General features: G+C 45.2%; 22 protein-coding genes. 20 read left to right on the forward strand and 2 right to left on the reverse strand.

Annotation, left to right across the window (positions count from 1 at the left end):
- The first annotated feature begins 2 nt into the window (after positions 1–2).
- From AC3ITG_RS02945 to AC3ITG_RS02970, 6 genes are all read left to right on the forward strand, one after another.
- Complete coding sequence (locus AC3ITG_RS02945) at positions 3–467, forward strand: DUF600 domain-containing protein (protein WP_489252748.1); 465 nt, start codon at positions 3–5, stop codon at positions 465–467.
- A gap of 250 nt (positions 468–717) precedes the next feature.
- Positions 718–951 carry a CdiA C-terminal domain-containing protein gene (locus tag AC3ITG_RS02950; protein WP_489254401.1) on the forward strand — a complete coding sequence of 78 codons (234 nt, stop codon included), beginning with the start codon at positions 718–720 and terminating at the stop codon, positions 949–951.
- Between the two features lies 1 nt (position 952).
- Positions 953–1,831 (forward strand): hypothetical protein, encoded by an 879-nt coding sequence (locus tag AC3ITG_RS02955; protein WP_489252749.1) that lies wholly within the window; start codon positions 953–955, stop codon positions 1,829–1,831.
- Between the two features lie 323 nt (positions 1,832–2,154).
- Positions 2,155–4,107, forward strand: a complete 1,953-nt coding sequence (locus tag AC3ITG_RS02960) for a hypothetical protein (protein ID WP_489252750.1) — start codon at positions 2,155–2,157, stop codon at positions 4,105–4,107.
- A 10-nt stretch (positions 4,108–4,117) separates the two neighbouring features.
- On the forward strand, positions 4,118–4,630 hold the full coding sequence (locus AC3ITG_RS02965; RefSeq protein ID WP_413374972.1) for a hypothetical protein: 513 nt from the start codon (positions 4,118–4,120) through the stop codon (positions 4,628–4,630).
- A gap of 264 nt (positions 4,631–4,894) precedes the next feature.
- The gene (locus AC3ITG_RS02970) at positions 4,895–5,209 is read left to right on the forward strand and encodes a hypothetical protein (RefSeq protein ID WP_413374973.1); all 315 of its coding nucleotides are present in this window, start codon (positions 4,895–4,897) and stop codon (positions 5,207–5,209) included.
- Between the two features lie 103 nt (positions 5,210–5,312).
- Here AC3ITG_RS02970 and AC3ITG_RS02975 read toward each other — a convergent pair whose 3' ends face one another.
- The gene (locus AC3ITG_RS02975; RefSeq protein WP_053779714.1) at positions 5,313–5,594 is read right to left on the reverse strand and encodes a hypothetical protein; all 282 of its coding nucleotides are present in this window, start codon (positions 5,592–5,594) and stop codon (positions 5,313–5,315) included.
- 398 nt (positions 5,595–5,992) lie between these two features.
- On the opposite strand from AC3ITG_RS02975, the gene AC3ITG_RS02980 reads away from it, so the two are divergent.
- The 9 genes from AC3ITG_RS02980 (at position 5,993) to AC3ITG_RS03020 (ending at position 13,690) form a co-directional block, all read left to right on the forward strand.
- Positions 5,993–6,181 (forward strand): hypothetical protein, encoded by a 189-nt coding sequence (locus AC3ITG_RS02980; RefSeq protein ID WP_017690840.1) that lies wholly within the window; start codon positions 5,993–5,995, stop codon positions 6,179–6,181.
- 232 nt (positions 6,182–6,413) lie between these two features.
- A complete protein-coding gene (gene map, locus AC3ITG_RS02985) occupies positions 6,414–7,175 on the forward strand; it encodes a type I methionyl aminopeptidase (protein WP_413374976.1) in 762 nt (253 codons plus the stop codon).
- Between the two features lie 579 nt (positions 7,176–7,754).
- Positions 7,755–8,807, forward strand: coding sequence for a cytochrome c oxidase subunit II (gene coxB, locus AC3ITG_RS02990; protein WP_079348831.1), 1,053 nt, complete (start codon positions 7,755–7,757; stop codon positions 8,805–8,807).
- Positions 8,808–8,878: 71 nt separating this feature from the next.
- The gene (gene ctaD, locus AC3ITG_RS02995) at positions 8,879–10,729 is read left to right on the forward strand and encodes a cytochrome c oxidase subunit I (RefSeq protein ID WP_373561767.1); all 1,851 of its coding nucleotides are present in this window, start codon (positions 8,879–8,881) and stop codon (positions 10,727–10,729) included.
- Complete coding sequence (locus AC3ITG_RS03000) at positions 10,726–11,352, forward strand: cytochrome (ubi)quinol oxidase subunit III (RefSeq protein WP_062326294.1); 627 nt, start codon at positions 10,726–10,728, stop codon at positions 11,350–11,352. Before ctaD ends, AC3ITG_RS03000 begins: the two co-directional genes overlap by 4 nt.
- Positions 11,353–11,355: 3 nt before the next feature.
- On the forward strand, positions 11,356–11,676 hold the full coding sequence (locus AC3ITG_RS03005; protein ID WP_163758917.1) for a cytochrome C oxidase subunit IV family protein: 321 nt from the start codon (positions 11,356–11,358) through the stop codon (positions 11,674–11,676).
- 106 nt (positions 11,677–11,782) lie between these two features.
- Positions 11,783–12,706, forward strand: a complete 924-nt coding sequence (gene ctaG, locus AC3ITG_RS03010) for a cytochrome c oxidase assembly factor CtaG (protein WP_489252751.1) — start codon at positions 11,783–11,785, stop codon at positions 12,704–12,706.
- 36 nt (positions 12,707–12,742) lie between these two features.
- Positions 12,743–13,207 (forward strand): DUF420 domain-containing protein, encoded by a 465-nt coding sequence (locus AC3ITG_RS03015; protein WP_413374979.1) that lies wholly within the window; start codon positions 12,743–12,745, stop codon positions 13,205–13,207.
- 111 nt (positions 13,208–13,318) lie between these two features.
- Positions 13,319–13,690: a hypothetical protein gene (locus AC3ITG_RS03020; protein WP_489252752.1), complete on the forward strand. Its 372-nt coding sequence runs from the start codon at positions 13,319–13,321 to the stop codon at positions 13,688–13,690.
- A 107-nt stretch (positions 13,691–13,797) separates the two neighbouring features.
- On the opposite strand, the gene AC3ITG_RS03025 is transcribed toward AC3ITG_RS03020, so the two are convergent.
- Entirely contained in the window at positions 13,798–14,133 is a 336-nt protein-coding gene (locus tag AC3ITG_RS03025) for a hypothetical protein (protein WP_489252753.1), read from the reverse strand.
- Between the two features lie 239 nt (positions 14,134–14,372).
- Between AC3ITG_RS03025 and AC3ITG_RS03030 the strand changes: the two genes are divergently transcribed.
- The 5 genes from AC3ITG_RS03030 (at position 14,373) to AC3ITG_RS03050 (ending at position 18,691) form a co-directional block, all read left to right on the forward strand.
- The gene (locus AC3ITG_RS03030) at positions 14,373–15,086 is read left to right on the forward strand and encodes a hypothetical protein (protein WP_489252754.1); all 714 of its coding nucleotides are present in this window, start codon (positions 14,373–14,375) and stop codon (positions 15,084–15,086) included.
- Between the two features lie 92 nt (positions 15,087–15,178).
- On the forward strand, positions 15,179–15,568 hold the full coding sequence (locus AC3ITG_RS03035) for a GntR family transcriptional regulator (RefSeq protein WP_489252755.1): 390 nt from the start codon (positions 15,179–15,181) through the stop codon (positions 15,566–15,568).
- A gap of 15 nt (positions 15,569–15,583) precedes the next feature.
- Positions 15,584–16,480, forward strand: a complete 897-nt coding sequence (locus tag AC3ITG_RS03040) for an ATP-binding cassette domain-containing protein (RefSeq protein ID WP_163758903.1) — start codon at positions 15,584–15,586, stop codon at positions 16,478–16,480.
- 20 nt (positions 16,481–16,500) lie between these two features.
- Complete coding sequence (locus tag AC3ITG_RS03045; RefSeq protein WP_024632126.1) at positions 16,501–17,403, forward strand: ABC transporter ATP-binding protein; 903 nt, start codon at positions 16,501–16,503, stop codon at positions 17,401–17,403.
- Positions 17,396–18,691, forward strand: coding sequence for an ABC transporter permease (locus AC3ITG_RS03050; RefSeq protein ID WP_489252756.1), 1,296 nt, complete (start codon positions 17,396–17,398; stop codon positions 18,689–18,691). Before AC3ITG_RS03045 ends, AC3ITG_RS03050 begins: the two co-directional genes overlap by 8 nt.
- Positions 18,692–18,765: the final 74 nt, after the last annotated feature.

Below are 18,765 nucleotides of genomic sequence, written 5' to 3' on the forward strand. Positions count from 1 at the left end.
CTATGAGCAAAGTATTTGAAGATATTTTTAGTGAACTTCAAGCTGACATGGTCTCCATTTGTTTAGAGTATGTTCACAAAAGAGCCGAAAAAATATATATTTATTGTTCATTTGAAGAAAGAGTTATTTCTAGTGATTTTTTCTATTTTATTAATGGTAGGCTTGTAAAGAAACACAAACTTAACGATGCATTAGATGATAGTTATGGTCTTCTATATGACATATCAGTCGAAAGACAAAAAGGCGCTCTGAATATTATTAACGATGATATTGAAAAGATATATAGATTATGCGACGAACACAAAAGAGAAATGCCAACCGAAATAAAATTGGTATATGATGTTACAAAAAATAGCCTTAAAGCAGAATATAAATATGAGTTGGTTTATTCAAATGACCCTGTAAAAACCGCAGACGACATTGCGAAGGAATGGTTCGAGCAAATTAAAGAGGAACATAGCGCGTAAGGTGATTTTTCATCCACTGTAAATGATGCAAAACTATGAGCATCTTTTGAAATAGTGAGAATGGTGGGCCTATAGAGATCTCTCCATTTCGGTTGTACGCACATCAAATACTTTAATTTTAAAACCTAAATATCGCTATTCCGATACATCAAACAGGTTGATTATGGTCAGATACCACCGTAATTGATCTGTTTTTTTGTTGTAAACGATGACAGATCTTTTATGATACAAGGTAAAGTATTTGACTGTTATGCTCCTCAAGGGGAGTTTTCAAAAAAATAAGATTAAAGAAATTCAAGGTAAAACGAAAAAACAAGCAACAAGAATTATTTTGAACCTTGATGACTTTAATCCTACGGACATAGATATTTTAAAACAAGAGATATTGAGAAAGGTTAACCCTAATGGTGATTTGAAATACTTACAAGAGTTGCTTGTTGTAAAAGACGGTAAAATCACTAGATGGTTTTGGAAAGGTGATTAGCATGGAAATGACATATTTTTTCTTCAATAACTTTCATGGAAGTGAAGAAGTTGAAGATTTTCTTCTGCATCATGTAGAAAATCTTATTGGAAATAAAAGTGCTCTTAGGTTTGCAAAACAAGAAGAAAGTGAGGAAGGTGAAGGAGATACATTATATGTTAAATGCGATTTTTTCAGCTTCACCACTACATTATTCGATGTAAAGAGTATATCCAGGGACTATGATGTCAATGTGAATTATGGATTGGAGTTTAATATATACGAAAATGGTAATAGGAATTTCATTGAGTTTTTAGGTAGTCTACTAAAAAGCAATGACGGAGGGGCGTTACTTTTAAAAGATTCTGAATATAAAATATTAGAGAGAAGAAAAAACAATATACTCGTAGATAGTCACTTTTTTAATACTGATTATGAAGCATTAAATCTTCCTTACATTCAGGGGACATACAAAAAAATTTGTCTACGGATTGAAGGTAACTTTACTACAAACGAAATCAAACTTGAAGGCGTGAAAATAGTTGAGGACCATGAGAATCAATATAAGGTTAAAGTGGTGGAAGACCCCGACTACTCTTCAGAATTTACTATCAACTGGGGGGGGGGGTTACAGCTTCATATTAGTAATGTTGGAACAGCAATAAATTTAATCTGTAATCAAATTTTTGGCCCTAATGATACTTCAAGATTGAAGAGGTTATTGTGTTTCTTTGAGCAATTCACAATTAAATTTACTGGCGACTATCAATTAATGATGATACAAGGGTATTGGGAGCAAAGAAAAAGCGTTTTATTAGCAAGAAAAAATGGAAGAGTAACGGTTAATAACCAGGCTGAGGAGGCATGCCTACTATCCGAGATCAATTTTAAAGATGGATAGTTTGATAATTCTCAATTTGAACGAGAATTAAGTTTTGTCAGAGCGAATTTCCAATTATCAATATCGATGTACCAAATTCAAAAACTGTATTGAACGATGATCCACATCGGATAATACCCAGTGCCGAACGAACTCAATATTGAACTAATAACACGTTTAACTCATGTAATACCCGTCTAAAGGTTTCTCGATTTGGGTTGTACGCACATCAAATGCTTTTTATAACTTAAATAGTGCTATTCCGATACATCAAACAGGTTGATTATGGTCAGATACCACCATGATTGACCTGTTTTTTTGTTTTGCCCGAACCCGGAGCGAAAGTGAAACTGTATTTCCCAAGTGCGGAAGAAGACGAAGCCATGGTGATGCAGTCGGTTCGTCAGGAACCGACGGAAGCGGGACATGTGGAGAAGAGGGGCGACAGCGAACTTGTCATGAACGCCCAAGAGGGCGCCTTGTATATCTCGATGGCTGCGGGTAACGGGGTTACCTTGAATAGCACAACCCACGTGCAGATCCAATGCATGGGTGACCTGAACATCAGCGGAGCCAGCATCAGTCTTGAGGGTACAGAAGGTCTGTATATTCAGACGATGACAGATCATGTGGAACTTGTGGAAGAGGTTAATGGAAAGAGTGAGAATGTAGTACTGGAAGCCGAGATCCATCGTTCCTTTGACATGATTCAGTCTGCATTCGATCAGAGTCTGGCCAGTATGGGAGAGAGCGCGCTGAAGGAAGCGCGGCTGAAACGAAACTGGGAAGCACGTGAAAAGGGCAAATTGGACGGTGTGATCGAAGAGGGCAAAAGCCTGCTCAGTATGGTCGGTGATGTGGCTGACCTTGCATTTACAGGGATCGTCGGGGGTGACAATGCCCAGGGATTATACAGCTGGGTAAAGGGAGAAGAAGTAGGGTCATTAACGGAGCGGAATGCCACGGTACAAGGAACGATTACGGGCGTAAATAACGTTATCGATTATACGGGAGACCTGGTCACGGGTCAGAAATCAGGGAAAGAGATCTGGCAGGATGTATCCAGTGCGGGAGAAGCGTATGCCAAGCCGTTCATGGATCTGAAAGGCGAAGACAACCGCACCATGCTGACTATGACGGAACAGGAGAGCCACGACGCTGGGTTAAACGATGTTGGTGCTACGATGCGAGTCGTGGATACGGCGGGGGCCATATTTGGCGGGGCATCATTGGTCAAAAATGGAGTCAAGGTGCTCAAGGGTGGTGGTAAGAAGTCTGGCCATGGAGATGGAGCCAAGGGCGGCGTTCCGCATGGTCATGGAGATGGGCCAGATGGAACCTCAGGCGGTGCCATGAAGGATGGCAAGCTTAAGACCAATGCAGCATTAATGCCTTCATCTCTTGCAGAGCTGGGAGAACGAATCAGCCAGGCCTTGGGCAACATGACCGCAGGCGCTGCAGCGAGCGTTCCATGGCGAGTTCAGCGCATGAGGCTGAGCAACGGCCAGACCGTGCCTGTGATTGTGAAGAATGACAGTCACATGTTCTCGGAACCAGGTGGAAATCGTGGGAAAGACAGTGGTCCTGGAAATTCGAAGGGATCACCGAACACTTCTCATGTGGATTCGAAAGAGAACATTATGTCGTCGAAAGGAACCGTTTCTAAAGAGTCGTCTACTTCTTCGAGCGTTACGTCAGCTAAGCCGAAGGATGCGTCTAAACCTAAAGAAGCTCCGTCATCGAAAGATGGAACTAAGGTTAGGGATGGGGATACTGAGGGGGCGGGAAAAGCTAGAACACCTAAACCAATAGACCCTCGTGGAGAACCTATTAAGTTTGTTCCTAATTTTAAACAGGAAGAGATAGCTTTGCAGACGTATGAAAAGTTAAGATCCACTGGTTTAGATGCTGGAGAGTTAGAGACCTTTTCACGGAATACAGGACTTAGTTTTGAAGAGGCAAGTCAGTTGAAAACACATGTAATACTGACTGAACACATGAACTTAGTTGATACTGTTAACGGCAAGTACTATTATAAAGGTTATTTTGATCCCGATATTGATATGGCCTATGGATGGGAAAAAGCACTAAAAGGTGAATTATCAGCAGAGGAAAAAGCATGGTTTAGACAATTAGCCGACCATGAATTGGCAGAAAGTAAAATGATGCAAGAAGGGTTGCCGTATCGTGATATAAACTATTTCAAAGATGGTACAATGAACGAAAGTACAAAAGGTGCTCATGAGTTAGCACCACCACAACCCGGCGGATTTCCAGGATTTAAACCAAAATTTTGAGGTGAGAAAATTGAATTCTAACTTTGAACAAGCCAGTGAAAGGATAAATAACATTAACTGGGAAAATAATGGAATGGATAAACCTTCATATGCGATCCTAGTTACAGAGTTTATTAGAAGAGGGAATATTTTTTTAGATTTTAACTCCATGGATGATAATAGACGTGCTGTATTTAATGCAGCAGAAATAATTAATTTTGATACACCTGCTCATATAAAGGAAGAATGTAATGGATTAGTAAACGCTAACGTTGATTGGGTTACAGAGTATCTTTGCACTTTTTATCTTGAATGGGCATACGTGGTAGACAAACAAATGCCTATCGCTCTGAAGTTTCACGATCTATATGACCCTATTATTAAGTTGTTTGAGAGAGGTGGAAGAATCAGTTATCACCATAATGAGTTAGTAAGTGGCAAGCATGGATGGCCGCGTAATTCTGGGGCAATAACTAGGGAACTTCCCCCACAAGACATTAGGGATGAAGTTCTGGATGCACTCGATGATGAAAATATTGAGTGATAGAGTGAATATTTTTTATAAGCTTCTTTACAATCCCAACAACAAGACCGTAAAATACAACCGACAAACCAAACACTAAATAATTCAAACACTTGATAAACTTTCAAAAGCTCTTTCCCACTTGAACTATGAGTAGGAATGAGTTTTTTTTGCATGCCCAAAATCAAAGGAGGATGAAACGAATGGCAAAACGTGAACAGGTAGGGGCAGAAGAGTTAAAGAAGTAGCAACTAGCACAGGGAGCAGAAAAAGAAGTGAGGTATATTGCCCAAGCTCGCACAGCATACGAACAGCTTATGGATGAAATTCGTGGGTACTGAGGAGTTTAGAAAACGGATTTCTGCCGTTCCAACTCAGGGAATTCTTCGTATTCAGCGGATACAGGAAATGAATGATACTCAAAACCGTAGCTACCATCCTCCAATGAAGAATCGCATTGAATTGATTCGTGAGCACTGGGCGATGATTCCTGCGTATCGGCCGGATGCTGCTAAAGAACGAAGAATCAATGAGGAGTTTCGACAGCTGGAACAGCGTTCCCAGAAAATTCTTCTTAACGATCTAAGGGATGCAAGCTAACCCTCTGTATTCTCAATTGCATTTAGTATAGAAAACAGGGCAGCACCAACCAATGATTGGTATGATGCTCCCTAGTTTTAAAGTGATTTGTTGCGTTTAGAACTTAACGGTCACCCCGCTGAAAATGTCTGCGTGGATGTGTGGTCTTGCCAATCTTATCGGTGTCATTCTCTTTGGGAACCAAACGCTCGTCGGTACGACCTTCGTGATGGTTGTCAAAAGCGAATTCCGTCAGTTCCCATTCCGTCTTGCCGAGAACGGGATCGGCCGGGAATTGTTGTCCGCGATGCAGATGTTCTTCTTGTCCGGCTTCGTTGGTATATATTCCGTCCACTTCCACCTTTTCATGCGAAAGGGGCAGCATTTCTTTATCTTTCTGATCCATAAAACAACGCCTCCTTAGATCCCAGTATTTTAACTGTATGGGTTGTCCGTGATAATATCCCCCGAATAGTTCAGTGTTATGCTGGATATATTAATTCCGTATAGAAGTATCGTATTTGTAACATATGATTCGGAATTAAACTTTTTGGGCATATAAACCGTTATAAATATTAGGTAAATTCGTCAAGTCGTCAGATACTTCCGAATATGCTACAATAAGATTATGATTCACACCGAATCATATCGGGTATTTATAGTGTCAGGTACTTGCTTAAGCAAGGGTTCCCGACCTAAAAGCTTGCTTTGAGCCGCGCACACAACTTCATGGATGGCATTTAAGACTTATTCGGCATTCTCTAAACGGAGCATTCACTTTCAACGTTTTGGGAGGGAATTACAATGGCAACGAAAGGTCACAATGAGGTCAAAGAAAGTTTGAGGGAAATGACTCGGATTTTCCGTCCTAAAGATCCAAAAAAATTCGTGAAGGAGTACGTGAGGAAATACCGGATTACGGGTGGATACGAGGAAGAATTGACTTCTGTGGTTGAGCATGAGCTTGTCAAGATGGATTCTTCCGTGTCCTGAAACACACACAACTCTGATTATACTGTTCCGATATGAATAGAACCGTCTCCCGGGCGTTAAGCTCCGGCAGACGGTTTTTTTTGATTGGAAAACGATATGTATATATTTCCAATGTGTAAACCGTTCACCTAAAGTAAACACAATAAGCCGGCAAGCTATCCCTCTACTTTTGGGGGCTTTGTTTCGTTCCTACTGCATATACATGGAAGTACAGATATGGCAGGAAGGATGAATGCAAGTGGACCCTATTTTAAAAACAAAAGAAGAGATTGGCTACATGCGGGAAGCGGGGCGAATCCTGCGAAGCTGTCACGAGTATATTGAAAAGTGGCTGGCCCCCGGTGTAACGACAGGAGATATTGACGAACGGGTGGAGGCTTTTCTAGCTGAAAGAGGAGCTACACCGGAGCAAAAAGGGTACAAAGGTTATCCTTACGCTACATGCGCTTCAGTTAATGAGGTGGTTTGCCACGGCTTCCCTAATGACCGGAAACTGGCCGAAGGGGATGTGGTGACTATTGATATGGTGGTGAACAAAGACGGCTGGCTTGCCGATTCTGCATGGACGTATGGGATCGGTGAACAACGCAGGTCCATACGCAAACTAATGAATCGAACGGAAAGGGCGCTTCATAAGGCGATAGCACAGGCAGTGCCAGGAAATACGCTGGGGGATATCGGTAACGCGATTGAACGGACAGCAAGGCTGTATCGTTACGGGATTGTGAAACCTCTTATTGGTCATGGGATTGGTCAATACATCCATGAACCCCCGAACGTCCTCCCTTACGGGAAACGCAGGACGGGCATGATGCTGACAGAGGGCATGGTCATTACGATTGAGCCCATATTTACAAAAGGCAGCTCTGGAGCGGTTGTATGGGATGAGGATGGCTGGACGGTGAGAACAGTGGATGGAAGCTGGGGCGTTCAGTATGAGCATACGGTAGCCATAACAAGTGATGGTCCTCTTATACTAACTGACGGGACTTAGACGCTGTATCTATGGAAAGCTGGTAAGAGAGTGCGTAATGGCTTCCGGGATGTTCAATAGGTTCAGGCTCCATGCCGTTTGGTTCTAAAAGGGAGCGGTATGGGGCTTTACTGCGGCTTCCAGTAGTTGTAAGAGAGACAATCTGATGCTTGCTTTTCTTTTTTGCATAATACTGCATGTTTTCAATGTGAGAAAAATCGCCAAAAAATCTTGTTTTATCACCGAAATTTGGCAAAAATTTTCAAATGTAGAGACTAATATCTTTAACTGAAATCGTTTGCAAATCAAGTTGTGGTGCGGTTTTTTACATAAAGTGAACAATTTGTGAACATGTGTCCAAAGATTGACAAAATCATACCCTCAACTTATATTTAATAAGTGATTGAACCATATAGAATGAATTGGAAGAATGCGCAGACATGCCCTTAGCAGGAAATGACGGGAGTGGTGGAAGCGTTATTTTTGTAAGCATTCTGTATGTCGGACAGGATTACGTGTATCGTCCTGAAATGGACTGAATGAGTTTATTTCGGGCGACAACGGCAATCTACGAAAATGTTAAAAAAGTGGGGTAGATCAATGATGAAACAGTGGCAGGTTGCAAAGCGAATTCTCCCCTTGCTGGCGGTGTTCTCTTTGCTGCTATCCGCATGCGGGCGGGAAGACTTGTCGGTAATGAAACCTCAGGGTCCTGTGGCGCAAGGCCAATATGATCTGATGAAGCTGTCCATTACGATTATGATCGTGGTGCTCATCATTGTATTTGCTATTGCTGCGTATGTGTTGATCCGGTTTCGCAGACGAGCCGGGCAGAATGAGATGCCCGAACAGGTTGAAGGCAATTTCAAGCTGGAAGTAATATGGACAGCCATTCCGTTGTTGCTTGTTATCGTTCTGGCAGTACCGACGGTAAAAACGATTTTTGCCCAAGGCGAAGATCTGTCCAACGACAAAAATGCAATTCAGGTCAAAGTCACCTCGCATCAGTACTGGTGGGAATTCACTTATCCTCAATATGACGTAACCACCGCTCAAGACCTCATCATCCCGACCGGAAAGAAAATCGCATTCGAATTGAAAACCGCTGACGTGCTTCACTCCTTCTGGGTGCCGTCACTTGCGGGTAAAATGGACACAAACCCGGATGGAACGCTTAACAAGTTCAGCTTCTCGGCGCCAAATGAAGGCGTTTACCGAGGTAAATGTGCTGAATTATGCGGCAGATCACATGCCTTCATGGAATTCAAGGTAAAAGCGGTCAGCCAGGAATCCTTTGACAAATGGGTCAATGAAATGAAAGCTCCGGCGGTACTTCCGGAAGATACCCAATTGGCTGAGAAGTTCAAAACGAACTGCCTTTCTTGCCATGCAGTTGGGGATCAGGGCGGGCCAGTTGCGCCTAACCTTACAGGTATCGGTGGCAAGCAATCCGTGGCAGGTATTCTGCTGAACCAGGGCGAAGGCCAGGAAGACGGTAATCCGGTGCTGGACAACATGAAAGAATGGCTCCATGATCCACAATCCGTGAAGCCAGGCAATACGATGCCTAATCCGAAAGACCTTGGACTCACAGATGAAGAAATCGACGGAATTGCCGAATATTTGGCCAACTACAAATTGGACTATGAATAGAACAGCAAGGACGAAGAAGGGGGTACACAACCTTGGCTCATGCTCATAGCGTCAAGCGGTATAGGGGCTTGATGGATTGGATTACCACCGTCGATCACAAAAAAATCGCCGTGCTCTACTTAATTGCAGGTGGGTTTTTCTTTGGAATCGGCGGCATTGAAGCCATTTTGATTCGGATTCAGCTCATGAAACCGATGAATGATTTTGTGTCGGCGCAGGTCTTCAACGAATTGATTACGATGCACGGAACAACAATGATATTTCTTGGTGTCATGCCTATTATTTTTGCCGTTATGAATGCCGTTGTGCCTTTGCAGATTGGGGCACGGGACGTTGCTTTCCCTTTTGTTAACGCGCTTGGTTTCTGGACGTTCCTGTTTGGTGGACTGCTCTTGAACCTGAGTTGGTTGATGGGAGGGGCACCGGATGCCGGCTGGACTTCGTATACGCCACTCTCTGGCAGCGAGTACAGTGGGACGCACGGTGTGGATTTCTACACGATAGGACTCCAGATCGCCGGTCTAGGGACACTCATCGGGGGCATTAACTTTCTCGCGACCATCATTACGATGCGCGCGCCGGGAATGTCCTATATGCGGATGCCGATGTTTACCTGGACCACATTTATTACATCAGCCATTATTCTTTTTGCATTCCCTGCCATTACGGTAGGACTTGTACTGTTAACGTTTGACCGCATACTGGGGGCGAATTTCTTCGATGTTGCAGGTGGCGGTAACCCGGTACTCTGGCAGCATATCTTCTGGATCTTCGGGCACCCTGAAGTATACATTCTCATTTTGCCGGCATTTGGTATTATCTCAGAGGTTATTCCAACCTTTGCACGTAAAAGATTGTTCGGTTACAGCTCCATGGTATTTGCAACCATCCTGATTGCCTTTCTGGGATTCATGGTATGGGCGCATCACATGTTTACGACAGGTCTGGGGACAGTCGCCAATGCATTGTTCTCGATCTCAACCATGCTGATTGCTGTACCAACAGGGATCAAAATATTTAACTGGCTCTTTACGATGTGGGGCGGACAGATCCGTTTTACAGCGGCAAACCTGTTTGCTGTTGGATTCGTTCCAACCTTCGTTATGGGCGGGGTAACTGGTGTCATGCTGGCCTCTGCGCCTGCGGATTTCCAGTTCCATGATACGTACTTTGTTGTGGCTCACTTCCATTACGTTATCGTTGGTGGATTGGTGCTAGGTTTGTTCTCCGGACTACATTACTGGTGGCCGAAGATGTTCGGTCGTGTCCTGAGCGAAACGCTCGGGAAATGGACGTTCTGGACGTTTATGATCGGTTTCCAACTAACGTTCTTTGTACAGCATTTCCTTGGTTTGATGGGGATGCAGCGCCGGATCGTTACATATTTGCCGAATCAGGATTTCGACCTGCTTAACCTGGTCAGCTCGGTTGGTGCATTCCTGATGGGTGTTGGGGTTATCATGTTCCTCGTGAACATCGTGATCACAACGAGAAAACCAGCAGACGCACCGAATGATCCGTGGGAAGATGGCCGTACGTTGGAATGGTCGATTCCATCTCCACCGCCGGAATACAACTTTAAGCAGACGCCTCTGGTACGTGGAATTGATGCGTATTGGAAAGAAAAGATGGCAGGACATACGGAGATGACACCGGCCGAACCTGTAGGTTCGATCCATATGCCGTCAGCGACTCCACTGCCGTTTGTTATGTCCGTCGGTATATTCATTGCCGGACTTGGTCTCATGTTCAGCAAAGATGATTTTGGGAATGCGTTTATGAACGGATTGTTTAACAATTATATTGTAGTCATTATTGGCCTTCTGATTACATTTGGTGCAATGGCGCTGCGGTCACTCTACGATGATCATGGCTGGCATATTGAACCGGAGGATCAGGATGAGAAGGGGGTTAGAACATGACAACTTCACATGCTGAACCGGTAAACGGCAAATTGCCGCATGAGCCGGAGAAAGCAACGCTGGAAGGGCGCAACAAGCTTATTGGCTTCTGGTTGTTCCTTGGCGGCGAGACCGTATTGTTCGGAACCCTCTTCGCAACCTTTTTGGCCCTCCGTGGCCAAACGAATGACGGACCGACGGCGAATGAATTGTTTCATCTGCCACTCGTGGCTGCCGCAACCTTTATTCTCTTGGTCAGCAGTTTGACAAGTGTATTTGCCATCCAGGCTATGCATAAGGGCAAGCGCAATGCTCTTGCTCTCTGGCTTGGCATTACCGTTGTACTGGGTCTCGGATTCCTCGGTCTGGAAATCTACGAGTTCTATGAATATGTGAAACATAAAGAGTTCGGCATGACCACAAGTGCATTCAGTTCAGCATTCTATACGCTGGTTGGGTTCCACGGAGCGCACGTTGCATTTGGTATTATGTGGATCGGGCTCATTATTGGGCAACTGTTCAGAAAAGGATTAACGGTCGTAACTGCACCTAAAGTATACGTCTCCGCAATGTACTGGCACTTTATTGACGTGGTCTGGGTGTTTATCTTTACGGTCGTGTACCTGCTCGGAAAGGTGGGGTAACACATGTCGGTACAGGATAAGAGTGATCAGCAGCCTGTGAAGCATCGTCACCGGGCGGAAGGTCCACAGAAACACGTCGTTGTTTTTATCTTCTCGATTATCCTGACGCTAATTGCGTTCGCGGCTGCTGCCGCGGGAGGAGTCAATACGACCTTTACCATTATTATATTGGTGGTTATGGCGATCCTGCAGGTGTTTGTACAGCTCGGTTACTGGATGCACTTGAAGGATAAAGGGCATTTGATGCCGATCCTGTTCATGTGCTTCGGATTTTTCGTAGCTTTTACGTGCATCATTATGGCACTCTATTGGGTTTGGTGGTAAAAGAGATGGCGGCGGCGCAGTGTCGCCGTCTTTTCCCCTTTTAGGCGAACCAATCCGTCAATGGATTCAGGCAACAACCAAATCAGGTCACGGGGAGGTCTCCCGTATGCTCGGGTTGCAATATTTTAGTTTCAACGATTTATGGAGTCCACTTATTCTGGCGTTGTTTCTGCTCATTGCCGCAGCTTATCTGGTGCTCGTTGGTCCTTTCAGTGAGCGGATCAAGGGGGCAGATCAGGCCACGGCTGCACAGAAAATGATGTTTATCACAGGGCTTACGGTGTTGTATCTTGCACAAGCGGGGCCATTCAATCTGCTGGGGCATGTGATGTTCAGCTTCCATATGGTGAGTATGGCTCTGTCCTATCTGGTAGCGCCACCGTTACTGATGAAGGGATTGCCCCTTTGGGTATGGCGTGGGATCATCCGGTGGCTGCCGACACGGCAGTTATCTTTTTTGGCTCATCCAATCGTGGCGGCTGTGCTGTTTAACGGATTGTTCTCGTTATATCATCTGCCAGTAGTACATGATTACGTAATGTTAAATTTTACGGTTCACCGTTTGTATTACATTGTACTTTTTATTACATCTATGCTGATGTGGTGGACGCTGCTCAATCCGTTGCCGGAAGGAAGACAAGCATCGGGGCTGTCCAAGATTGGATTTATTTTTCTGAACATGGTGCTTCTGACACCAGCTTGTGGACTGATTATTTTTGCTTCCGAACCGTTGTATGCGACCTACAGCAATCCTGCCGTATGGGCTGAGGCAATGCGGTATTGTGTATCCGGCGATTCCACGGCATTGCTGCGATCATTCGGTGGGCCGGCGTTCTTCAACTTTCTGTCCTCTGCCAAGGAGGATCAGCAGGTGGGCGGTATTTTGATGAAATTCATACAGGAAGGCATCTTCGTCTCCATGCTGGCGTATGTCTTTTTCCAATGGTACCGCAAGGAAAAACGGGAAGATGATGATGATCCCTACCCTGTAGAGAATAGGGGAGGACCGCTTAATCCTGCAGCGAAATAACACAAGTTTTGTTTGGACAAGAGGGGGAAACACACGATGGATATGTATTTTCTGCTACCCACGATCAGTACTTCTTTCATTGTGATTAGCGCGGTGCTGGTTGGAATTGGCTGGGTGCTAATTATCCGTGGCAAACGGGAGGCGCACCAAACCGCGATGATTGCAGGGGCCATTGCTGCGCTGCTGTTCTTTGTCATATATACGTCTCGTACCATCTTTGTCGGGAATACAGCTTGGGGTGGGGACCCGGAGATGGAGATCTTCTATCGAATATTTCTTATCTTTCATATTATCCTCGCCACGGTGGCAGCGGTCTTCGGGATTTCCACTTTGGTGCTTGGGTTCAAAAAGAAATTCAAGACACATCGCCGCTGGGGGCGATTCACATCCATGATCTGGTTTAGCAGTGCCATCACAGGCGTTATTGTATACGTTCTGTTGTACCTGCTGTATCCTGGTGGACACACTCGTCCGGTATGGGAAGTCATCCTGGGTGTTTAATGCGATGAATTAAATTCTTTGAAAATATGAAAATGGATGAATCGATCCGTTGATTGGTCCAAGCATCCTCTCGCATTCATTCATAGAATGAGATCGAGAGGGGGAAAACAAATGAAAAAAACAGTCCATGTAAGTCAAACGTATCCACGTCTCACGGTGTATTCAGAAGAGGATTATCGTGGAAGAAGCAGGGTATACCGTGGCAACACGGCTCTCCGTAATCTGGATAACATTCTGGGTGGGGTAGAGAGCCTGCGTTTCTTCTCGACAAGTTCAAATGCAACATTGGTTGTGTTTACGAGACCTAACTTTCAAGGCGGATTCCGCGTCTTTCGTGGGAACACCAATTTGAGAGATTTGGATGATCTGATCCGTGGCAATGATGTGGAATCCCTGATCTCCACCAATCAGCGATTGACTCTGGCTGAGATTCGTACGATCCGTAGTAATCGGACTCTGCCGAGTGGCTACAACCTCGTTTAAGGATTATACCTCTTCAGTATTCAGGTGCCGGGAAATAGGAAAGAGCTGTTCCGAATTGTGTTTGCACAATATCGGATACAGCTCTTTTTTTGGTTTGAGGAGTTATTTTAATCTCCACCACCGCCGCCACTGTCCCCACCACCGCTATCCCCACCACTGTCGTTGCTGCTTCCGCTATCGCTGTTGTGATGGTGATTAGATTCCGAAAAAGAATCACCATCATAATGCTTGTGCTCGTGAGTGTGTTTGGAATGATGAGTATAGGAGTCATCATTGGTGGTAATGACCGGGTATGCCGGAGATGAGTCGGTGTAGCCGTTGTTATGACGCACACGATGTCTGCCTTTTTTGGCAGAATGCCGTTTGGGTTCATCGCGAACAATGAGCCAGATGACCACGATAAGGAACAGGAGCACAAACCCGATCTCAACTAGCCAATCCATAGGTGAATCAACCCTTTCTATGTATATAAGAATGAATGAATTTACAATGAACCACTGTACGTTTAGAATCAAGTTTTATTTTATCGTAACTCTGACATGAATCCCATTCCTTCTCCCTGATTCAGGAAAATAAGGGGTTGACGGGAATAGGGAGTGGTCTATATACTGTGTATATTGATATATACAGTAGATACAGTGAGCAAGGTGTTCCAATGACAGATGGAAAGGCAGGCAATGATATGAGCGCATGGAAGCAGGCGTGGTGGTTGACCCGTAGTGAGATGAACAAGGATAGGCTCCAATGGCTGTGGACTGCAATTTTTATGATATACACGGGTGGCATGAGTGGTGTGATGTTATTAGGACAACAGAAGACAGATTTCATTAATCCTGTTGTAGATACTTTCTTTTTGATCATGGTGCCATTTCAGGGATTCGTGTTCAGCAGACGATCTTTCCGTTACATACAGGAGGATTCCTATACACAGATGCTGGCCTACTATCGCAGACTTCCCATTCCAAATGAGACAGTGATGTGGTCGAGACTTCAGCAGTCTCTGATGGCGTTTACGTATAATGGTATCTTTTTCTATGGATCACTGTATGTGGTCGGGTTGCACGAGGAAGGGTTCCGGTGGGATCAGTACCTGGCCTTTGGCATAACTTGTACAGGTTACGGACTTCTCATGACAGGCTTATATATTTACGGAGAGTTTCTGTACAGTGGTAAAAAATATTTGCTTCTCAGTTCGTTGTTCTTGCCACTTACGATCATCATATCCTTGCTGATCCGAACGTCGGGCAGTTACGGATTTTCGATTGTAATTGATGTGAGTAAATCATGGGGGCTGCTTTCCCCGATTATGTGGGTTGCTTTGGTGGCTGGCATAGCGGGATTATGGCTTTTCAGTCGATTGACGCTGAAGAAACTTTCCATTCGGGATTTGAGTTAACGGTATGAGGGATGAACGCAAGAATGAATACAGGATGAAACCGGCACGGACAGGTAACAGACTGGAGTGTACCGGAGGGCGAGGTGCAAGATGTGAAAATACCCATTCAAATTAATGAAAATAGCGCTGAACCTTTATATCACCAAATTGAAAATCAGTTAAGATCGTTAATTGTTACGGGTCAGTTGGGGGAGGGAACACATTTGCCGTCCATTCGCGAATTCGCCGGATCACTGAATTGCAGTGTTATAACGGTTAGACGGGTCTATCAGGATCTGGAGAATGAAGGGCTGCTTCGTACGAAGCAGGGGACGGGTACATTTGTGGCCCAGGTAGAAGCCGGCGACAGAGAAAATTATAGATTGAAGGCCGCGCATGAAGCGATGCAGGCAGCGGTGCAGTCCGGAAAATCGGTGGGATGTACGGAAGAAGAACTGGAGAGTCTGTTCCGGGAAGTCCTCAAGGCAGTTTACTCGAAGTGAGGGAGTGATTCATACATGGAGCCCATAGCAGTTCAGTTGAACGGCGTATCCAAAATGCGAAAACGCAGAGTTATTGGCCCAATCGATCTGACCATCCCGGAAGGGTATGTAGTTGCTATTCTCGGTCATAACGGTTCAGGTAAAAGCACACTTCTTAACATGTTACAACAATTGGTACTGCCTGATGCAGGGCAGATTATATGGTTTGGGAAGGAACATGAGGGGCCTCTTCCCATTGAACTGAGACAACAGATCGGTTTTGTGGCTGACAACGCTGGGCTCGAAGAGAACCGGATTACTGCACAGGAAGCAGCTGATTTTCGAGCCTACTGGTACCCGCGTTGGGATATGAAGTTGTTCAACCAACTGATTCACGATATGGAAGTACCTGTTGATGTGAAGCTGAACAAGATGTCCAAGGGAGAACGACGGAAATTCGAGATCGCTGCTGCAATCGCAGCTCGCCCAAGACTATTGCTTTTGGATGAGCCTTCATCAGGTCTGGACCCCTTTGCCTGGAAAGTAATGGTCGACCAGTTCCGTACCTTCATGGCTGAGGGAGACACCACGATTCTGATTGCCACACATATTGCGGATGAAGTCAAAAGGCTCGCAGATTACATCGTATTGATGCACCGTGGTCAGTCGCTGGGGATGGCCGAGAAAGATATGGTGCTCGATCAGTGGAAAGAAGTCTGGTATGAAGGAGATTTACGACCAGAGAGTATCCCTGGGGTTGTGGAATCTTCTTCTGAAGAGAGAGGACTGGTTCGTGTCATAACAACCCGGGTCAGCGAAGCGCAGGAAAGGCTGGAGCTGGCAAATAACCGGGTATTGAAGATCCGTAACTTGGAATTGGATGAAGTCTTGGCATTCTGGATTGCCGGGTATGCACCCGTACAGTGGAAATAACCGAAGGGAGACGATAAATGATGAACCGATTGGAATTGAAGCAGGTAGTCAAGCAATATGCAGACAAAACGGCAGTTAATGGTGTGACGCTTAATGTAAAAGAGGGGGAGATTTACGGTCTGCTCGGAGCCAACGGTGCTGGTAAAACAACAACGATGCGTATGGTGCTTGGGCTGATTCACCCGGACGGCGGAAATATCCAGTACAACGGCAAACCCTATAGCACAGAATTGCAGCAGATTATGGGATATCTTCCGGAAGAGCGCGGTTTGTACCCAAAGGTAAAGGTTAGTGAACAGATCAACTATCTGGCCCGTCTGCGCGGCATGAATGGAAAGGATGCGGATCAGAGCCTGAAGTATTGGTTGGACCGATTCGAAGTGCCGGAGTATTACGACAAAAAGATTGAGGAACTATCCAAAGGGAATCAGCAAAAGATGGGCTTTATTGCCGCAGTGGTCCACAGACCGCAAATTCTCATTCTGGATGAAGCCTTCAGCGGACTCGATCCGGTGAACGTGGAGTTACTGAAATCCACGGTGAAGGAGTTGCGTGACGAAGGCACAGCCATTCTGTTCTCGACACACCGCATGGAGCACGTTGAAGAATTATGTCGTCAGATAACAATTCTGCATCGCTCCAATACCGTTGTGCAAGGAGAGATTAAAGAGATCAAGAGCCGTTATCCACGTGAGCATGTATTCCTGAGCACTACGGGTAATGTGGGCGGTCTGGAACAGTTGCCTGGTGTGAAAAAGGTAGAGCAAAATGAGCGTGGATACCTGATCCATATTGGTCAGATGGAAGCAGCTCAGGAAATTCTGAGAGCAGCCATGGCTCAGACGACCGTTGAACATTTTGAAATCAAGGAACCAACGCTTAACCAAATCTTTATTCGTGAGGTAGGTGAGTCGAATGAATAAAATGGGGACGATTATCGGATTTACGTTCAAAAACAAAGTGAAAACGAAGTCTTTCATGGTCACGACCATTGTACTTGCAGTTTTAATTACGATTGGACTCAATATTCCATATTTCATTACTTTATTTAATGGTGGTCCCATCGGTGGAGGCTCGAGCACGAATCCGGTAAATATCGGTCTGCTGAGCACCGGACAAACGGAGGTAGCCGAGAAGCTGGAGACATACTCCTCCGCACAAGGCAACCAGACGTATCGTTTTGTTAACGACGCGAGTAAAGATGAAGCGGCACTCAAAGCCGATGTGGAGTCGGAGCTTTTGGATGGGTACCTGAAGTTCGAACCTGTTGCGGGGCAAGATTTCCCACAGCCGGTCTTGTACTCAAGCGAAGATATTTCCCCGCAGGTTATAGCACCTATTGAAGCTGCGCTGCAAATTGTGAAGCTGGATGTGGTGGTGAAGGATACACTCACGGCGGAACAAAAACAGCTCATCAGTACGCCGGTAAAACTGACAGAGCAAAGCCTTGATTCTGACCAAAGCGGAGCTGCTGCGGGGTCGGAAGGTACCATGAGTGGCATCAACTACGTGGTTGTCTACCTGCTGATTATCCTGTTGTTCACATCAACGATGATGACAGGTAATATGATTGCTTCCGAGATTACGGCCGAGAAGAGCTCGCGTATTATGGAGATTTTGATTACGAGTGTATCTCCGCTCAGTCAGATGTTTGGTAAAATTATCGGTATTTTCATGGTAGGTCTATTGCAAATCGGTATTTTCGGTGCAGTAGTTGCTGGTAATATGCTGTTACCGCATAACCGTGATGTATTGAGCGATTTCAATATGAATCTGAGTGATGTGAACGTCGCAGTCATTGTATATGGACTCATCTTCTACATTCTGGGTTACTTCCTGTATGCGGTGATGTTCGCGGCCATTGGTTCGATGGTGAGTCGTACAGAAGAACTGGGTCAGGCCGTATTGCCGATTACGATGTTGTCCCTGGTATCCTTCTATATCGCGATCTTCAGTATTGCTACACCGAACATCCTGTTGTTGAAAGTAGCAAGCTTCATCCCGTTCACATCGCCAACGGCAATTCTGGTACGGATCGGGGCAGGCGTTGCGCCAACCTGGCAGATCTGGACGTCCCTGGCCATTCTCGTGGTATCGATTATGATCTTCGGCTGGCTGGCAGCGAAAATCTATCGTACAGGTGTGCTGATGTATGGTAAACGCCCAACGTTCAAGGAATTGTTCAAAGCGATGAAGGCATATAAAATCTGATCCAAGTTTACGAACGAGTGAGTATTAAATTTTAAATTAGTGGTTCAATAGAACCTTCATGATCCAGAACGAAA

This window comes from Paenibacillus sp. GL_099_B (assembly GCF_057835695.1).